Origin of the sequence: Flintibacter porci, assembly GCF_041925195.1 — a bacterium.
Classification (GTDB): domain Bacteria; phylum Bacillota; class Clostridia; order Oscillospirales; family Oscillospiraceae; genus Lawsonibacter; species Lawsonibacter porci.
The window spans coordinates 155,219-173,185 of record NZ_JBHEVB010000003.1; the positions used below are offsets into that span (position 1 = coordinate 155,219).

Sequence of the window (17,967 nt, forward strand, 5' to 3'; positions counted from 1 at the left end):
CTTTTTTATGACGGAATTGGTTTTTATTTTGGATCGCAGCGGCTCTATGTCGGGGCTGGAGACGGACACCATCGGTGGCTTCAACTCCATGATCGCACAGCAGAAGAAGGAGGCGGGCGAGGCGGTGGTCTCCACGGTGCTTTTCGCCAACGACAGCACGGTCATCCATGACCGTCTGCCGCTGGGCGAAGTGCCGCCTCTGACGGAAAAGGAGTATTTCACCTGCGGCTGCACGGCGCTTTTGGACGCCGTGGGCGGTGCCATCCACCACATCGGCAACATTCACAAGTACGCCCGCCTGGAGGATGTGCCGGAGAAGACGATGTTCATCATCACCACCGACGGCTACGAAAACGCCAGCCACCGATACGATTACGAGCGTGTGCGCCGCATGATTGAACGGCAGAAGGAGAAGTACGGCTGGGAGTTTTTGTTCCTCGGCGCAAACATTGACGCGGCCAAGGAGGCGGCACGTTTCGGCATCGGTGCGGATCGCTCGGTGAACTACAAGTGCGACGAGGCGGGCACAGCGCTCAATTACGAGGTCATCAGCGAGGCCGTGTGCAGCGTCCGCGCCGCCCGGCCGCTCAGCGCCGACTGGAAGCGCCGCATCGACGAGGACGTGCAGAAAAGAGGGAGGTAAGCGTATGTACGGAGCGATTCTGGGCGACATCGTGGGCAGCCCCTACGAGTTCGACTGCAACAACTATAAGGCGAAGGATTTCCCCCTGTTCAGCCGCCGTTCCGACTTCACCGACGACACGGTGATGACGCTGGCGGTGGCGAAGGCGCTGCTCAGCAGCCGTGGGCAAGACGATACCGCCATCAAAGCGGCGCTGGTGCGAGAGATGCAGCGACTGGGCCGCATCTATCCCGACAGGGGTTACGGTGCGCGGTTTAGCCGTTGGTTGTATGCGGATGCTCCACAGCCCTACCACAGCTATGGCAATGGAAGCGCTATGCGAGTTTCTCCTGCCGCATGGCTGGCGAAGGACATGGCAGAATCGCTGCATTTGGCGCGGCTCACCGCTCAGGTGACCCACGACCACCCGGAGGGCATCAAGGGCGCACAGGCCACCGCCGCGGCCATCTTTCTCGCCCGCACGGGTCACGACAAAGCGGAAATCAAGGCGTATGTGGAGCGCGAATTCGGCTACGACCTCAGCCGAACCTGCGACGAAATTCGTCCCACCTACCATCATGTAGAGAGCTGCCAGGAAACCGTGCCGCAGGCTATTATTGCATTTCTGGAAAGCACAGATTTTGAAGACGTCCTGCGCACGGCGGTGTCCCTCGGCGGCGACAGCGACACCCTCGCCGCCATTACTGGCAGCATCGCTGAGGCGTTCTACGGCGTGCCGGAGGAACTGCGGCATGAGTGCCGCAAACGTCTGACGCCGGAGCTGGCGGCGATTTTGCGCCGGTGGGAAAGCGCGCTTTACAACGAAAAAATCTGTGGTAGAATTTGAAATGGAGAACAAAATAAGGAGGGGCTTCCATGGCAATTTTGAACTTTTCCGATGTGCTTAAAAATGTGGGGCTTGACCCGAAAGATGTCAAGCTGATCCGTCATGCATTATCTGACGAGCGTTTCAGAGAATGTTATAAAGCCGGTATGGCGCATGAATATACACAGCACCAAAAAGACGGGTTCAGCAAAGGATATTCCTACTGGATCACATTCATCAGCGATGGCGGTACATACGCGAGACTGCACTCTTGTTATCGTGTCAATGGTTCTGTGCCTGATACACCGGATGTATGCCCTGCCGGATTACCTGACTGTGAAGCCATGGAATACCGTGGCGAAATGGCGTTTTTTGATTTGCAATATGTGGATTTGCTGAAAGAGTACGAGGGAAAGCTGGTGATTGACTGGGGCGGGTCAGCTCGGATGTGGCATCAAAAAGCTACCACTGAAAAGCCCATCGTGGCAATTGAGTCAAAGAACCAGAAGCCTTTTGTGGGATTTGAAAATCTTATTCTATCCTTCGATGAACTAAAAGAAGTTGTCGAAAACGATACGGACTATGAGCTGTGGCAGGCGGCCATGGCTGCGGTCAATGCGGTCTATCTGATTGTGGACACCAAGGCGGGAGACAGATATGTCGGCTCGACCTATGGCTATGACGGCCTACTGGGGCGTTGGTCTGTCTACGTCGCTACGGGCGGTCACGGAAACAACAAGGGAATGATCAGCCACTTGAAGTCTGTAAATCATAGTTGCCACGATTTGCAGTTTTCAGTGTTGCAGGTTTTGTCCAAGGCACTTCCAGACAATCAAATCATTGATGCAGAGGCCCTTTGGAAGAAAAAGCTGCTGACCTATGAACCATTCGGAATGAATCAGAACTAATCTTCCTTGCAGTATCCTCTGGATAATATATAGCTCTCACTTTCCTTTGGCAAAGCGACTGTTTCAGCCCGCTTTTCAAGTAGGGCGGCAAATCCCATCAAGCGCCCTCCGGAAAGACGCGTGACGGCAAAAAATCAGCCATAATCAACCTTTAAAACAGCAAAAAAGCAAAGGGGCATGTGTCTGAACGGCACATACCCCTTTTTGTCAGCAACCCTTGTCCGGCAACTGCCATATTATTTGTTTCGTGAAACCTGTTTTATGGACAGCTACCCGCTGTTCTTTCTCTTTTACTTGGGAGCTACCTGGAGGCCGCTCTCGTATGCCCGCTGTTCCACAAACGCGGTATACGCAGCCTCGCGCTCCGGGTTATCATAACGGGCCTCATACTCATCCCACAGGGTGTACTCCCAAACGCTGATGGCGTTGAGCTGCTGTGGGCCGCCCATGGGGTTGTCATAGACCGAGCAGTTCGTCACCCCGTTATCCGTTACCTCCAGGGATGCCAGGTAATCTTTTCCGCCCACGGTGATGGTAAAGTCAAAGCGGTAGAAAGTATCCCCATCGAACGATTCGCCGCCTACCACGGCAGAGGCATATCCACCCCAGTGGAAGCGGTAGCCGGAGAGTCCTCCCATCTCGGTGTAGCCCTGGGCGGCAGCTACAAAGGTATCGATGGCATCCTGCTCATAGTTTGCCAGCTCCTCTTCGGTAAACCGCTCCTGAAACTCTCCCCGTCTGAGCTCCCGGTCCACATACTTGGCCGCTCCCTCATAGTCCCCGGCCTTCATCTTTCCCAGGAAGGCGTGGGCCAGGTAAAACTCGTGAAGGTTGGTATAGCACAGGCCATCTCCAGTGACCTGGGCGATCCCCAGGAGCACGAAGGGCACCAGAATGATTACCACGATCAGGGAGGCAATCCACCGGCGGCGGATCTTCTTCATCCCCTTGCGGAAGGTCTTTTCCTGCTTTTTCTCCGGTTCCTCCGGAACGGGTTCTGCCGGGACAGGCTCCGCCTCAGGCTGGGGCTCCTCCGGAGCGGGGATATCCCCCGTCATCTCCCCAAATACCTGTTTGCAGGCGGCACACTCCTGCAGGTGCTCCTCCACCAGTTCCCGGCTGCTCTGGGTGCAGCAGCCGTCCACATAGAGGGGAAGCAGGTCCTGAACAATGTCGCACTTGTTTTTCATCGCAGTCCCTCCAATTTCTGTTTTAACATCTGTTTGGCCCGGTAGTAGGTAACCTTGCCCCAGCTTTCCGACTTGCCCTTCATGGCTGAAATCTCCTTGAGGGAAATCTCACCGTAGATGTGAAGGATGACTACATCCCGGTAGTCCTCCGGCAGGGCGGCCACCGCCCGGCGCAGGGTATTTTGGACCTCCTGAGCGGAGAGTGCCTCCTCCGGTCCTGGCTGAGGCGTGTCGGCGAGGGTGGCAGTTCTGCGGCGCTCCTTGCGGCACTGGCTGAGCCAGAGGTTTTTCCCGATGGCGCACAGCCAGGTGAGCATCTGCCCCTGCTCCCGGTAGCTGCCGATATGGAGCAGCGCCCGGTAAAAGACCTCCTGAGTCAGGTCCTCCGCCTGGTTGGAATCGCCGGAGAGGGCCAGAAGAAAGCGGTATACCCGGTCATAGTAGACCTGGCAGGCCGCTGCAAAATCCTGGCTCATACTCCACCCCCTCCCGGTCCCCTGTTTGTTGGTTCCACTTGTTAAACGCCGCTTTTTCTTCTAAGTTACAGGTTTCTTGAAAAAAATAGGGATGGCAATGCCATCCCTATTTTTGTTTTCGTTTGATGGTGCAGACTCCTGCTTTTGCCCGGAAGCAAAACGAAGTTTTGCGCCAAGTTCTTTGCCAAGCTTTCTTTCAAGAAAGCGGCTTTTCTTACAAGGAAAGCAACCGCGCTCGTAACCCCGAATAACGGCGGGTCTGGCGGTTGTTGGCCACCATGCGCTCCACTGCCTGGTCGTCTCCCACAATAATAAACAGTTCCTTCGCCCGTGTGATGGCGGTATAGAGCACGCCCCGGGTCATCAGCATGGGCGCACCGTCCAGAGCGGCCAAAATCACCGCACGGTACTCGCTGCCCTGGGCCTTATGTACGGTCACCGCAAAGGCGGGCTCCAACTCCCCCAGCATGTCGGGTGAGTACTCCACCACCTTGCCGTCAAAGTCCACGGTGATGCACTCCCGGTCCACCTCCCGGATGACCCCAATATCGCCATTGAACATGCCCATGCCGGAGTCGGTGCCCCCGTCCTCCCGCCAGAGGATATCGTAGTTGTTCTTCACCTGCATGACCCGGTCCCCCGCCCGGAAAATCCAATCTCCGAAACGGCGCTCCCCCTTGTTCTCATCCGGCGGGTTCAGGGCAGCCTGGAGAGCCTGGTTGAGCACACCCGTGCCGGTACCCCGGCGGCGGGTGGGAGAGAGGACCTGAATTTGGTCTGCGGGGATGCCCATATTCTCGGGCAGCCTGCGGCGGCACAGGTCCACGATGGTCTCCGCCGCGCTCTGGGCATCCCGGCGGCGCAGGAAGAAGAAGTCCCCCCGGTTCTCCCGCAGGTCGGGGAGTACCCCCTGGTTTACCTGGTGGGCGTTGCGGACAATGGCGCTCTGGGCGGCCTGGCGGAAAATCTCGGTGAGCCGCACGGTGGGCACCACCTGGCTTCGGATGAGGTCGGAAAACAGGTTGCCCGGCCCCACGGAGGGCAGCTGATCCGGGTCGCCCACCAGCACCAGGCGGCAGTCGTCTCTTAATGCAGACAAAAGCGCCGCCATAAGGGGCACATCCACCATGGACACCTCGTCCACAATGACGGCATCCACCTCCAGGGGATCGTACTCGTTGCGGGTAAAGACCAGCTGGCCGGTGTGGGGGTCAAAGCCGGTCTCCAGCAGGCGGTGGATGGTAGAGGCCTCGGTGGAACACAGCTCTCCCAGGCGCTTGGCCGCCCGTCCGGTGGGCGCGGCCAGAGCCGTCTCCAGCCCCATGGCCTCAAAGAGGGCCAGCACGCCCCGGAGACAGGTGGTCTTGCCGGTACCCGGTCCGCCGGTGAGAAGCATCACCTGCCGTCCGGCGGCCTGCTCCACCGCCTGCCGCTGCTGCTGGGCGTAGGTGATGCCCTGGCGGTGCTGGATCTTTTTGAGCAGCTTGTCCAGGTTATCGGGAGGCAGCAGCTCGGCCCGGCTCATCTCCCCGATGCGCTGGGCGATGTACACCTCCGCCTCGTAGATCTGAGGCAGGTAAACCGCCTGTTCTCCGGCGATCTCCTCCCGGACGATCTCTCCCCGGCGCTCCAGAGTGTCCAGCGACTCCTCCAGCCGCTCCTCCGGCACCGACAACAGCTGTCCGGTGGCCGCTACCAGCTTGCCCGCCGGGAGGAAGCTGTGACCATTATTCAGGTTGTGATCCAGCTCAAAGAGCAGGCCGGCCTCCCGACGGAGAGGTGCCTCCCCCTCCACGCCCAGCTCCAGAGCCAGGGCGTCAGCCTGGGAGAAGTCCACCCCAAACTCCCACCCGGACAGCAGGTAGGGGTTGGAGCGCACCGCCTCCAGGGCCACATCCCCATAGGTGCGGTACAGAGGCATAGCCAGCTCCAGGGGCAGCTGATGCTGGTTTAAAAACTCCATCATGCGGCGCATGCCCATCTGATGGCGGAAGGCGTTGCTGATGGTGCGGGCACGCTTGGGAGAGATACCCCGGATTCTGGTGAGCTTGTCCGGCTCCTCCTCAATGACATTGAGAGCCTCCTCCCCAAATTCCTCCACCAGCAGTCGGGCAGTGGCTTTGCCCACCCCCTTGACCGCTCCGGAGGCCAGGTAATGGTAGACCTCTTTCAGCCCCTGGGGCAGGCGGCGCTCCACCACATCGGCCCGGAACTGGGTGCCGTAGGTGGCGTGGCGCACCCACTCGCCCCGGACGGTCAGGTACTCCCCCGGGGACACCCCGGGCATAGAGCCTACCACCGTCATTTCCTCCTCCCCTGCGTCCAGGCGGAGGATGGTATAGCCGTTTTCCTCGTTTTGAAAAATAATGGAGGAGACCGTTCCCTCCAGCACCGGCTTCTCTCCGCGCTCTTGGTCCATACAGTCTCCTCCTCTCTCGTGTTATGGTTCCTCGTCCTGGCTCAGCCACTCCTCCAGACTTCCCTGTGGGCAGCAGCTTACCCAGCTCCAGCGCCGGGCCAGGTTCAGGGCCAGCTCCCGGCCCTGTGGGGTGAGGCTGCGGTCAAGAATTACCGCCCAGCCGCGAAATACGCCGCCCTCCCGGCACCAGGCCAGCCAGCGCAGGGTGGCCTCCAGCCCCTCGCCGTCTCCCTCTCCAGGCAAGAGCATCCAAATGCGTTCTCCCCGCATGGGGCGCAGCAGCCGCCCAAACAAATGCCACAGCAGGACTGCCGCCCAAATCACAAACAGCACCGCCGCTGCCAGTTCTCCCAACTGTGTCAAGGAAACCACCTCCGGGCCATCCTATGCCCAGAGGTGGTCTATGGTGTCAGGAAAACAGGTTGACCCCCACATGGGTCAGGGCGGTCATGATACAGCCGGCGGTCAGCACACCCAGCAGCACCGCCGGGAAGGCCTTGCGCAGGCGCATGTCCAGGAAGGCAGCAGCCAGGGAGCCAGTCCAGGCTCCGGTGCCGGGCAGGGGGATGGCCACAAACAGCCACAGGCCGATATACTTGTATTTGCTCACCTTCTGTCCCTTCAGGTGGGCCTTTTTCTCCATCTTATCTACCACGCCGTTGAGCCGGGGCATATACCGGCGCATCATCATAAAAATCTTACGGATATAGACGATGATGAAGGGGGCAGGAATAATATTGCCGATGACGGCAGAGACAAAGGCCTCCTGATAGGGCAGGCCCAGGGCCACGCCGAAGGGGATGCCGCCCCGCAATTCAATGATGGGGATCATGGAAACCAACGTGGTGAACACACACCGTCCAAAGTCGGTCTCCGTTAAAAAGTGCATGATATCCATGGGGGAACGAAACTCCTTTTATCTGTTTTCTTCCAGAGGAGGCTTACAATCCGACATGACCACCTGATCCAGATACCGGGCAAAGTCCTGGTACTCCCCGAGCGCAGCCGGTCCGGGATTGGTCATCACCACCAGCGCATGGCCGGAAAAACCCGCGCGATAAGGGGGGTGGATGTGGTGGTAGGGATTGGCGCAGAAGCCCGCCTTCTCGTAAAAACGCTGACGGCGGCGGGAGACCTCATCCACCGGAGGGTCGATCTCCAAAAGGACCCGGCGCCCCTCCTCTCTGAGCTGCTCCAGGGCACGGGTCCCAATCCCTGTTCCCCGCAGCTGGGGCGCGATGGCAAAGTGCTCCACATAGCAAAAGGGGCCGGCTTCCCACCACAGAAGGATGCCCTGAAACTCCTCCCCCTCCATCAGCAGGTCAAAGTGGTACCCAGGGCAGCCCAAACGGGCCTGCTGAGCCTGCTTTGTGCGCCGCTCATGGATGGGAAAGCTCTGTTCATACAGGGAAAAGGCAGGCGCAAAGCGCCCGTCCTCGGGATGGGTCAAGTGATATCTGGTCATGCCCCTAACTCCTTTTTCCAGCGTTTCCTTTCTATCCTACACATTTTCGTTCCCCGCGTCAATGGCGCTGGAATTAAGAAACTATAAAGTTAATCCTGTGGTTTCAGCATCCGCGCCAAATACTGACCGGTGTAGCTCCCGGGACAGGCGGCAACCTCTTCCGGCGTGCCGGTACACACAATGGTTCCGCCGCCGTCGCCTCCTTCGGGACCCAGGTCAATGATATGGTCGGCAGTCTTGATGACGTCCAGGTTGTGCTCGATTACCACGATGGTGTTCCCCGCGTCCACCAGCTTTTGCAGCACGTCGATGAGACGCTGCACATCGTAGCTGTGCAGGCCGGTGGTGGGCTCGTCCAGAATATAGATGGTCTTGCCGGTGGAGCGCTTACTCAGTTCGGTAGCCAGCTTCACCCGCTGGGCCTCGCCGCCGGACAGGGTGGTGGAGGCCTGGCCCAGCTTCACATAACCCAGGCCCACCTCCTCCAGGGTTTTCAGGCGGTTATAGATCTTCGGCAGATTCTCAAAGAAGGGCAGGGCCTCGTCCACCGTCATCTCCAGCACTTCGTAGATGTTCTTGCCCTTGTAGCGCACCTCCAGGGTCTCCCGGTTGTACCGCCGCCCCTTACACACCTCGCAGGGCACGTAGATATCAGGGAGGAAGTGCATCTCGATTTTCAGCAGGCCGTCGCCCTGGCAGGCCTCACACCGGCCGCCTCGGGTGTTGAAGGAGAACCGCCCCGGGCCGTAGCCTCGGGTTTTGGCGTCCTGGGTGGAGGCAAACAGCTCCCGGATATCGTTGAAGAGTCCCGTGTAGGTGGCGGGGTTACTGCGGGGCGTGCGGCCGATGGGGGACTGGTCAATGTCGATGACCTTGTCCAGATACTCCTCCCCCTCGATGCGGTCGTGCTTGCCCGGGCGCACCTTCACCCGGTTGAGATCGGCCCCCAGCTTTTTGTATAGGATCTCGTTGACCAGGGAGGACTTACCGCTGCCCGACACGCCGGTAACACAGGTGAAAGTACCCAGGGGGATGTCCACGTCCACGCCACGCAGGTTATTTTCCCGGGCACCGAAGATTTTCAGATGCTTTCCATTGCCCTCCCGGCGGTGCTCAGGAACAGGGATCTTCCGGCGGCCGGACAGGTAGTCTCCGGTGATGGAGCCGGGGGTGTTCATGACCTCCTCCGGGGTACCCGCCGCCACGATCTCGCCGCCGTGGACCCCCGCGCCGGGACCTACATCTACAATGTAGTCGGCGGCGCGCATGGTGTCCTCGTCGTGCTCCACCACCAGCAGGGTGTTGCCCAGATCCCGCAGGTCCTGGAGGGTTTTCAGCAGCTTGTCGTTGTCCCGCTGATGAAGGCCGATGGAAGGCTCGTCCAGGATATAGAGAACTCCCATGAGGGAGGAGCCGATCTGGGTGGCCAAGCGGATGCGCTGGCTCTCGCCGCCGGACAGGGAGGCTGCAGAGCGAGACAGGGTGAGATACTGAAGGCCCACGGAGCGCAAAAAGCCCAAGCGGTTTTTGATCTCCTTCAAAATTTGAGCGGCGATCATCTGCTGGGTCTCGGTGAGCTCCAGATGCTCCATGAAGTCCAGGGCCTCGGTGACCGATTTGTGACAGAAGGTGTCAATGTCGATGCCGCCTACCGTCACCGCCAGAGACTCCCGACGCAGACGGCGGCCATGACAGGTGGGGCAGGGGCTCTGGCTCATGCAGTCCTCCAGCTCCTTGCGCACCGCGTCGGACTGGGTCTCCTTGTACCGCCGCTCCAGGTTGTTGCAGATGCCCTCAAAGGCCTGGTGGAGGGTGCCCTTGCCCCGGGGCTGGTCGTAGTGGAGGGTGAGTTCCTCCCCCTTGGTGCCGTAGAGAATCACATCCAGCACCTCTTTGGGCAGGTCCTTCACCGGGGTGTCCAGCTTGAAGCGGTACTTCTTGGCCAGAGCGTCAAAGTACATGCGGGAGATGCCGTCGGACTTGATGTTATTCCATCCGGAGGCGGTGATGGCCCCCTCCAGAATGGACAGGTTCTTGTTGGGAATCACCAGATCGGGGTCCACCTTCAACTGGCTGCCCAGGCCGGTACAGGTGGGGCAGGCGCCGAAGGGGTTGTTGAAGGAGAACATCCGGGGGGTAAGCTCCTCAATGGACACGCCGCAGTCCTCACAGGCGTAGTTCTGGGAGAAGAGGATATCCCGGTCCTCCCCCACCACGTTGATGACTACCAAGCCTCCCGCCAGGTTGGAGGCCACCTCCACGCTGTCAGTAAGGCGGCGGGCAATGTCCTCCCGGATAACCAGACGGTCCACCACGATCTCAATGTTGTGCTTTTTGTTCTTCTCCAGTTTGATCTCCTCGCTGAGATCGTAGGCAATGCCGTCCACCCGGCAGCGCACATAGCCGGAGCGGCGGGCATCCTCGAAGATCTTGGCGTGCTCGCCCTTTTTGCCCCGGATCACCGGAGCCATCACCTGGATACGGGTGGCCTCAGGCAGCGCCAGGACCTGGTCAATGATCTGGTCGATGGTCTGCTGCTTGATCTCCTTGCCGCAGATGGGACAGTGGGGCGTGCCCACCCGAGCCCACAGCAGACGCAGGTAGTCGTAGATCTCGGTCACGGTACCCACGGTGGAGCGGGGGTTTTTGGATGTGGTCTTCTGGTCGATGGAGATGGCAGGGCTGAGGCCGTCGATGTAGTCCACGTCGGGCTTCTCCATCTGGCCTAGGAACATCCGTGCATAGGAGCTCAGGGACTCCACATACCGGCGCTGTCCCTCCGCGTAAATCGTGTCAAAGGCCAGAGACGACTTGCCCGAGCCGGACAGGCCGGTGAGCACCACCAGCTTGTCCCGTGGGATGGTCAGATCGATATTTTTCAGGTTATTCTCCCGGGCCCCTTTGATCTCAATAAAATTCTGCATAGTGTCGTTCCTCTATCTTGATCTCTCCCCAGGCGGGGGAAGTTAGTTACTCTCGCAGCAGCACCACTGCCGCCAGGATGCTCACCACACCCAGGGCGGTGGAAATGTCCATGGCCTCATGAAACACCAGCACCCCCACCAAGGCGGCCACCACCGGCTCCACGGAGGCCAGGATGGCGGCCTTACCGCTGTCGATCCGGGCCAGCCCCGCGGTATACAGCAGGTAGGGCAGTACAGTGGACACCACCACCAGAGCGGCGGCGGCTCCCAACAGCTTGGGCTGGGTGGTAAGCACGGCCAGCTCTCCCGGGCGCAGGAACACCAGGGCGGCCAAACCGGCAAAGACGAAGGTGTACAGGGTGACTGTATAGGGACCGTAGTGGCGCAGGGCAAAACGGCCGAAGATGGAGTACAGAGCGTAGAAAAATCCGGCTCCCAGCCCCAGCAGCAGGCCCTGCCCCGTCAGGCTGGCCTCGCCGCTCCAGATGCCCGCCACACAGGCACAGCCAAAGAAGGTGAGCCCCAGGGCGAGAAGCTTGCGCTTTGTGATCTTGTCCCGCCACAGCAGGGCGGACAGCAGCACCACAAAGGCGGGGGAGGTATAGAGCAAAATGGCGGCCACCGCCAGGGAGCACTGCTCCTGACAGCTGAAATAGCACCAAGTGAAGAACACCACACTCACCACTCCGGTGCCGAAAAACCACCCCAGGTGCTTCCCCTGCACCCGGAAGGCCTCCCGCTTCCACACTGCCAGCACCAGGGCCAGCACCACAAGGCCGCCCAGGTTGCGCACCAGCACGATGCTCTCCGGCCCTAACCCAGCTCCCAGAAGGGCCCGGTTGAAGAGACCAATAAGCCCCCACAGGCTGGCTCCGGCCAATACCAGACCGGCACCGCCCCGCTGCTGTGTCTCCTTCATCCAGCTTCCCTCCACAAAGCAGAATTATTCCACCGTTACATCGGCGGTGGTGCCCCCCACCAGGGCGATGAGGTCCGCGGGGTTGAGCTGCACCTGGTAGCCGATCTTCCCGGCGGACACCATGATGGTGTCGATGATCTCCGCCGTCTCGTGGAACACGGTGGGGTACTGCTTCTTCATCCCCACCGGGGAGCAGCCTCCGTGGACGTAACCGGTAAGGGGCAGCAGTTCCTTCTGGTGGAGCATGGCAATGGACTTCTCTCCCACCGCCTTAGCCGCCTTTTTCAGGTCCAAAGTATCCTCCACGGGGATGTCAAACACATAGATAGCCTTGGAGGCACCCCGGGCCACCAGAGTCTTGAACACGCACTCCGGGTCCTGGCCCAGGGAACGGGCTACACTTGCCCCGTCCACCGCCACCCCCTCCTCGTGGGGATAGGTGTGGGGTGTGAAGGGGATACCCTTCTGCTCCAAAATGCGCATGACGTTGGTCTTTTCTTCTTTCTGCTTTGCCATGGATCTCATTCCTTCTGTTGATATGCTTACGCTTACTGCCCACGCAATTCAATGATCTGATCCCGCAGGGTAGCAGCCAATTCGAACTCCAGCATTTTTGCAGCTTCTTTCATTGCCTTCTCTAGGCGGGCGATCTCGGCGGCCTTCTCCTGCTTGCTCATGGCCTTCACCCGGCCCTGGCGGGTCTGGGAGGGCTCGTCCGCCGGGGCGGAGATCTCCAGCAGGTCCCGCACCGACTTGATGACCGTCTTGGGCACGATGCCGTGCTCCTTGTTATAGGCGTCCTGCTTCTGGCGGCGGCGTTCCGTCTCGTCGATAGCTCGTCGCATAGAGGGTGTGATAGTATCGGCGTACATGACCACCATGCCCTCAGCGTTTCGGGCGGCACGGCCGATGGTCTGGATGAGGGAGGTCTCCGAGCGGAGGAAGCCCTCCTTGTCCGCGTCCAGGATGGCCACCAGGGACACCTCGGGCAGGTCCAGACCCTCACGCAGCAGGTTGATGCCCACCAGCACGTCGAAGGTACCCAAACGCAGGTCCCGGATGATCTCCATGCGCTCCATGGTGTCCACATCGTGGTGCATGTAGCGCACTTTGATACCGTTGTTCTGCAAATAGTCGGTGAGATCCTCCGCCATTTTCTTGGTAAGGGTGGTGACCAACACCCGCTCTTTCCGGGCGGTGCGGGCGTTGATCTCGCCGATGAGGTCGTCGATCTGGCCCTCCACCGGCCGCACCTCGATCTTGGGGTCCAGCAGACCGGTGGGACGGATGACCTGCTCCACGATCTGGCCCGACCGGGTGCGCTCGTACTCGCCGGGGGTGGCGGAGACGTAGATCACCTGGTTGAGCCGCTTCTCAAACTCCTCAAATTTCAGCGGCCGGTTGTCGTAGGCGCAGGGCAGACGGAAGCCGTAGTCCACCAGGGTGTTTTTCCGCGCCCGGTCGCCGTTGTACATGGCCCGCACCTGGGGCAGGGTGACGTGGCTCTCGTCGATAAACAGCACAAAATCCTTCGGGAAGTAGTCCAGCAGGGTGTGGGGCGGGGAGCCTACCGGACGGCCTTCAATGACCCGGGAGTAGTTCTCAATGCCGGAGCAGTAGCCCAGCTCCTGCATCATCTCCACGTCGTACATGGTACGCTGCTTGATGCGCTGGGCCTCGATGAGCTTGCCCTCCTTCTCAAAGTAGGCCACCCGCTCCTCCAGCTCTTTGTAGATCTCCTGGACAGCGGCGTCCATCTTCTCCTTGGGAGTGACATAGTGGGTGGCGGGCCAGATGGGGATATGGCTGAGCTTGCGGATGGGGGAGCCAGTGACCACGTTGATTTCCGAGATGCGGTCGATCTCGTCCCCGAAGAACTCCACCCGGATGGCGGTGTCCTTCCAGTAGGCAGGCCACACCTCCACCGTGTCCCCACGCACCCGGAACATATTGCGCTCAAAGGCGATGTCGTTGCGCTCGTAGCGGATGGAGACTAACCGCTTTAAAAACTCGTCCCGCTCCAGGATATCTCCCACCCGGAGAGAGACCATCATCTTGGCAAAGTCCTCCGGCTCACCCAGGCCGTAGATGCAGGACACGGAGGAGACCACGATCACGTCCCGCCGCTCCAGCAGGGAGGCGGTAGCACTGAGCCGCAGGCGGTCAATTTCCTCGTTGATGGCAGAGTCCTTTTCGATAAAGGTATCGGTGTGGGGGATATAGGCCTCGGGCTGGTAGTAGTCGTAGTAGGAGACGAAATATTCCACCGCGTTGTTGGGGAAAAACTCCTTGAACTCGGCGCACAGCTGGGCGGCCAAGGTCTTGTTGTGGGCCAGCACCAGGGTGGGCCGCTGAACCTGCTCAATGATCTTGGCCATGGTGAAGGTCTTGCCCGAACCGGTGACGCCCAGCAGGGTCTGCTCGTCCAGGCCCATCTCGATGCCCTGGGACAGGGCCTCAATGGCCTGGGGCTGGTCCCCCGACGGGGTGTACTCAGAAACCACTTCAAATTTCGGCATGTCGTCCCCTCCTCTGCCCGTTGTCTCTTCCTATTATTATATCAGAACTAATGTTCTACGGCAACCAAAACTTGCGCCTCTCCCCTAGTTTTCCGGGAGAGGCGCAAATCTTACACAAATTTCAGTCCCCGCAGCTTTTGGCTCTCGCCCATGGATACCATGTCTCCGTCTACAAAGACCAGGTGGTCCACCAGCTCAATGCCGATGGGAGCCAGAATGGCCCGCAGGGTATCGGTGGTCAGCCAATCGGCCTGGGATGGGATGGCCAGGTTGCTCACGTGGTTGTGGGCCACATAGACCCGGGCGGCCCGCAGGCCCATGGCCTCCTCGGCAATGCGCCGGGCGTTCATCTCGGCCATTTCAATGCTGCCCTCGGCCACCTTCCGCACGCCCAGCACCTGGCGCTTGCCGTCCAGGCACAGAACGTACACCATCTCGTTCCGGGCCCCGAAGAAGTAGGGCTCCAGCCAGGGGTAAGCGTCGTCGGCGCTGTTGATGATGTCGCTGAGCCGGGTGCGGCTGGCCTGATAGCGGCCCAGCAGGGCGGGCAGCATCCGCAGCAGCACCGCGGTGTGCTCCCCCACGCCCTTTACCTTGCGCAGCTCCTCTACCGACGCATCCAGCACACCGGACAGGGAGCCGAACTGCTCAATGAGGTCATGGGCCAGGCCGTTTACATCCCCTTGGGGGATGGAGTAGAACAGCAGCAGCTCCAGCACCCGGTGGTCGGGCCAGCCCTCGATGCCCCGGGCCAGAAATTCCGCTTTCATCCGCTGGCGGTGACCGGTATGACTGGCCATGGGGAATCGCTCCTTTCTCTCTATCTCCGGATGGGAAAATGCTTACTTTCTGGCGCCGTACTGCTCCAGATAAGCCTCCATCTTGGCCTTCATCTCGTCGTCGATGTAGACCTTGCCGTCCACGGGGTTATTGTGGAGGAAGTCGATGACCTCCCGCACGGTGACGATGGGGAAGACCTGGATGCCGTAGTCCTCACGCAGCTCGTCCAGGGTGGAGCAGTCACGGGTACCCCGCTCCATGCGGTCCACCGAGACAAACAGGGCCTTCATGTTCACGTTGGCCACGTGCTTGAACAGCTCAATAGACTCCCGCACGGCGGTACCTGCGGTGACCACGTCCTCGATGATGGCCACGTTGTCCCCGTCCTGGGGCTTGTAGCCCACCATGGAGCCGCCCTCGCCGTGATCCTTGGCCTCCTTGCGGTTGAAGCAGTAGGGCAGGTCCCGGTCATAGTTGCGGTACAGGGAGGCGGCGGCGGACACCGCCAGAGGGATGCCCTTGTAGGCGGGGCCAAACAGGCAGGTGATGCCCTCGGGCATGTGCTCCTGGATGCAGGCGGCGTAGTAGTCACCCAGCTTGGCAGCCTGGGCGCCGGTCTTATAGTTGCCGGTGTTGACAAAGTAGGGGGTCTTGCGGCCGGACTTGGTGGTAAAGTCTCCGAAGGTCAGCACGCCGGATCGCACCATAAAGGTAATAAATTCTTCCCGATAAGTCATCGTTGTTCCCTCACAGTTCTTTTTTCTATTTGACAGGGCGCAGCGCCCATGAGAAATCATTGTATTATACCACTTAATGCCCCGTCAGACAAGGAATTCTACCCTGTTTTTTCCTCCTTCTCGCCTCTCAGGTTCTCTCCCTTTACGGACCCGCGGCTTCCTGCTATAATGGAATCAAATCCATCTCCATACCCTTTGGGGAGAAAGGAACCGCGGTATGCCGAAAACATTGACCCGTATGTACGCTGCCCTATCCAAAGCCATAGGCTTTCTTCCGTCAGTGCCCCGGAATCTGCTGGTCACTCTTCTGTTTTTGTGCATCGCCTATGTGGTCAGCAGCATCCTGCTGGGCCATACCGGCGCGGAAAATAACTCCGCTCTGGTTTTTGTGCTGGCGGTGGTCTGTATCTCCTCCCTGACCGACGGCTACGCATATGGCATTGCCGCCTCTCTGGTGGGCGGATTTTGTATCAACTACTACTTCATGTTCCCCTACCGGGTCTTCTCCCTGAGCTACGCGGGCTACCCGGTGGCCATGGTGAGCATGGTGGCCATCTCCTCGGTGGTGTGCGCCCTCACCTCCCGGGTCAAGCTCCAGGCCATTGAGGCCATCAAGCGGGAACAGAACACCAAAACGCTTTACGAACTCAATGCCCGCCTCAACGAGGAGAAAAACGCCATCCAGCTGGAGGCCGACCGGGAGGCCATCCGAGGCAACATCCTGCGTGCGGTGTCCCACGACCTGCGCACCCCCCTCACCGCCATTTCCGGCGCCGCCACTGTATTGCTCTCCGCCGACGAGGTCAAAAACTCGGAGAAAAATCTCTCCCTGGTCCAGGACATCAAAAGCGACGCCGACTCCCTCATTGCCATGGTAGAAAACCTGCTGTCTATTACAAAAATCCGGGACGGCGTGATGCCTCTCAACAAGCAGGAGGAGATGCTGGAGGAGGTGGCGGGCGACGCCCTGCTCACCATCCGCCGCCGCTTCCCCGCCTACCACATCTCCCTGGAGCTGTCGGAGGATATTCTCTATCTCCCCATGGAGCCCATGCTCATCAAACAGGTGATGGTCAACCTGCTGGAAAACGCCATCCGCCACTCCGGCGACCACGACCACATCCGCCTGCACCTGTTCCGTCAGGATGACTGGGCAGTGGTGGAGGTGCGGGACCGGGGAAAGGGCATCTCCCCGGAGGTGCGCCAGGCGGTGCAGTCGGGCCGTCCCCTGTCCGCCCGGCTCTCCGACGACTCGTCCCGGGGAATGGGTATCGGACTTTCTGTGTGTCAAAGCATCATCAAAGCCCACAACGGCTTCTTTGCCGCCGGCAACGACCCGGAGGGCGGAGCAGTCTTCCGTTTTGGCCTGCCACTGGAGGAAACCAACGATGAATGAAAAACGTGTGATCCTCGTCATTGAGGATGAAAAGACTATCAGCAACTTTATCTGCCGCGCCCTCACCGCCAACGACTACAAGGCCATCCCCGCCTTCAGCGGTAAGGAGGGCCTGTCCCTGTTCTTCTCCCACGGCCCCGACCTCATCCTGCTGGATCTGGGTCTGCCCGACATGGACGGCATGGACATTCTGAAGGAGGTCAGCGGCCTGCCTCAGGAGACCCCTGTCATCATCATCTCTGCCCGTGACCGGGAGTCGGAGAAGGTGAAGGCTCTGGACATGGGGGCGGACGACTACATCGTAAAGCCCTTCGGCGTCTCCGAACTGCTGGCCCGTATCCGCACCACTCTGCGCCGCAGTGACCGGCTCAAGCTGTCCCAGGGCTCCCAGAAGGATGTGTACCACATCAAGGACCTGACGGTGGACATCGCCAAGCACCAGGTGCTGCTGGACGGAGAGGAGATTCACTTCACCCAGAACGAGTTCAAGATCCTGGAGCTTCTGTGCATCCACGCGGGCAAGGTTCTCACCTATGATTTCATTCTGGAGCACGTCTGGGGCCCCTACGGCGGCACCAGCAATCAGATCCTCCGGGTGAACATGGCCAACATCCGCCGCAAGCTCAAGGAGAATCCCTCCGACCCCAAATATGTCCTCACCGAGCTGGGCATCGGCTACCGGATGCTGGAAGATTGACTCTCTTATACACTGCTTTGGGCCCCGGCGCACGCTCTGCGCCGGGGCCCTTTACAACATTTTAACAGCAGAAATTCTTACATTAACGC

17 protein-coding genes are annotated in these 17,967 nt (G+C 59.8%); 5 read left to right on the top strand and 12 right to left on the bottom strand.

Annotation, left to right across the window (positions count from 1 at the left end; translation table 11 throughout):
- Window positions 1-7 precede the first annotated feature (7 nt).
- The 3 genes from ACEVJL_RS04245 to ACEVJL_RS04255 are packed head-to-tail and all read left to right on the top strand — an operon-like array spanning window position 8 to window position 2,356.
- Window positions 8-643, top strand: coding sequence for a vWA domain-containing protein (locus ACEVJL_RS04245; RefSeq protein WP_374736964.1), 636 nt, complete (start codon window positions 8-10; stop codon window positions 641-643).
- 4 nt (window positions 644-647) lie between these two features.
- A complete protein-coding gene (locus tag ACEVJL_RS04250; RefSeq protein ID WP_374736965.1) occupies window positions 648-1,469 on the top strand; it encodes an ADP-ribosylglycohydrolase family protein in 822 nt (273 codons plus the stop codon).
- A gap of 29 nt (window positions 1,470-1,498) precedes the next feature.
- Complete coding sequence (locus tag ACEVJL_RS04255) at window positions 1,499-2,356, top strand: GIY-YIG nuclease family protein (RefSeq protein ID WP_033121592.1); 858 nt, start codon at window positions 1,499-1,501, stop codon at window positions 2,354-2,356.
- 290 nt (window positions 2,357-2,646) lie between these two features.
- Here ACEVJL_RS04255 and ACEVJL_RS04260 read toward each other — a convergent pair whose 3' ends face one another.
- From ACEVJL_RS04260 to pyrE, 12 genes are all read right to left on the bottom strand, one after another.
- The gene (locus ACEVJL_RS04260) at window positions 2,647-3,546 is read right to left on the bottom strand and encodes a zf-HC2 domain-containing protein (protein ID WP_374736966.1); all 900 of its coding nucleotides are present in this window, start codon (window positions 3,544-3,546) and stop codon (window positions 2,647-2,649) included.
- Window positions 3,543-4,022, bottom strand: a complete 480-nt coding sequence (locus ACEVJL_RS04265; RefSeq protein ID WP_374736968.1) for an RNA polymerase sigma factor — start codon at window positions 4,020-4,022, stop codon at window positions 3,543-3,545. Before ACEVJL_RS04265 ends, ACEVJL_RS04260 begins: the two co-directional genes overlap by 4 nt.
- A 214-nt stretch (window positions 4,023-4,236) precedes the next feature.
- On the bottom strand, window positions 4,237-6,441 hold the full coding sequence (gene recD2 / locus ACEVJL_RS04270; RefSeq protein ID WP_374736969.1) for an SF1B family DNA helicase RecD2: 2,205 nt from the start codon (window positions 6,439-6,441) through the stop codon (window positions 4,237-4,239).
- Window positions 6,442-6,462: 21 nt separating this feature from the next.
- Window positions 6,463-6,804 carry a hypothetical protein gene (locus ACEVJL_RS04275; protein WP_374736970.1) on the bottom strand — a complete coding sequence of 114 codons (342 nt, stop codon included), beginning with the start codon at window positions 6,802-6,804 and terminating at the stop codon, window positions 6,463-6,465.
- Window positions 6,805-6,850: 46 nt separating this feature from the next.
- Window positions 6,851-7,339 carry a COG2426 family protein gene (locus ACEVJL_RS04280; RefSeq protein WP_008981696.1) on the bottom strand — a complete coding sequence of 163 codons (489 nt, stop codon included), beginning with the start codon at window positions 7,337-7,339 and terminating at the stop codon, window positions 6,851-6,853.
- An 18-nt stretch (window positions 7,340-7,357) separates the two neighbouring features.
- A complete protein-coding gene (locus ACEVJL_RS04285; RefSeq protein WP_374736971.1) occupies window positions 7,358-7,906 on the bottom strand; it encodes a GNAT family N-acetyltransferase in 549 nt (182 codons plus the stop codon).
- 89 nt (window positions 7,907-7,995) lie between these two features.
- Entirely contained in the window at window positions 7,996-10,830 is a 2,835-nt protein-coding gene (uvrA, locus tag ACEVJL_RS04290) for an excinuclease ABC subunit UvrA (RefSeq protein ID WP_374736972.1), read from the bottom strand.
- Window positions 10,831-10,876: 46 nt separating this feature from the next.
- The gene (locus ACEVJL_RS04295; RefSeq protein WP_235395759.1) at window positions 10,877-11,749 is read right to left on the bottom strand and encodes a DMT family transporter; all 873 of its coding nucleotides are present in this window, start codon (window positions 11,747-11,749) and stop codon (window positions 10,877-10,879) included.
- 24 nt (window positions 11,750-11,773) lie between these two features.
- Window positions 11,774-12,265 (bottom strand): Cys-tRNA(Pro) deacylase, encoded by a 492-nt coding sequence (gene ybaK, locus ACEVJL_RS04300; protein ID WP_008981692.1) that lies wholly within the window; start codon window positions 12,263-12,265, stop codon window positions 11,774-11,776.
- A 32-nt stretch (window positions 12,266-12,297) separates the two neighbouring features.
- The gene (gene uvrB, locus ACEVJL_RS04305) at window positions 12,298-14,268 is read right to left on the bottom strand and encodes an excinuclease ABC subunit UvrB (protein ID WP_235395755.1); all 1,971 of its coding nucleotides are present in this window, start codon (window positions 14,266-14,268) and stop codon (window positions 12,298-12,300) included.
- A 110-nt stretch (window positions 14,269-14,378) separates the two neighbouring features.
- Window positions 14,379-15,068 (bottom strand): JAB domain-containing protein, encoded by a 690-nt coding sequence (locus tag ACEVJL_RS04310; protein ID WP_302668579.1) that lies wholly within the window; start codon window positions 15,066-15,068, stop codon window positions 14,379-14,381.
- Window positions 15,069-15,110: 42 nt separating this feature from the next.
- Window positions 15,111-15,785 (bottom strand): orotate phosphoribosyltransferase, encoded by a 675-nt coding sequence (gene pyrE, locus ACEVJL_RS04315; RefSeq protein WP_374736975.1) that lies wholly within the window; start codon window positions 15,783-15,785, stop codon window positions 15,111-15,113.
- Window positions 15,786-16,002: 217 nt separating this feature from the next.
- Between pyrE and ACEVJL_RS04320 the strand changes: the two genes are divergently transcribed.
- Entirely contained in the window at window positions 16,003-17,181 is a 1,179-nt protein-coding gene (locus ACEVJL_RS04320; protein WP_008981688.1) for a sensor histidine kinase, read from the top strand.
- The gene (locus ACEVJL_RS04325; RefSeq protein WP_020989903.1) at window positions 17,174-17,878 is read left to right on the top strand and encodes a response regulator transcription factor; all 705 of its coding nucleotides are present in this window, start codon (window positions 17,174-17,176) and stop codon (window positions 17,876-17,878) included. Before ACEVJL_RS04320 ends, ACEVJL_RS04325 begins: the two co-directional genes overlap by 8 nt.
- The last annotated feature ends 89 nt before the right edge of the window (window positions 17,879-17,967 follow it).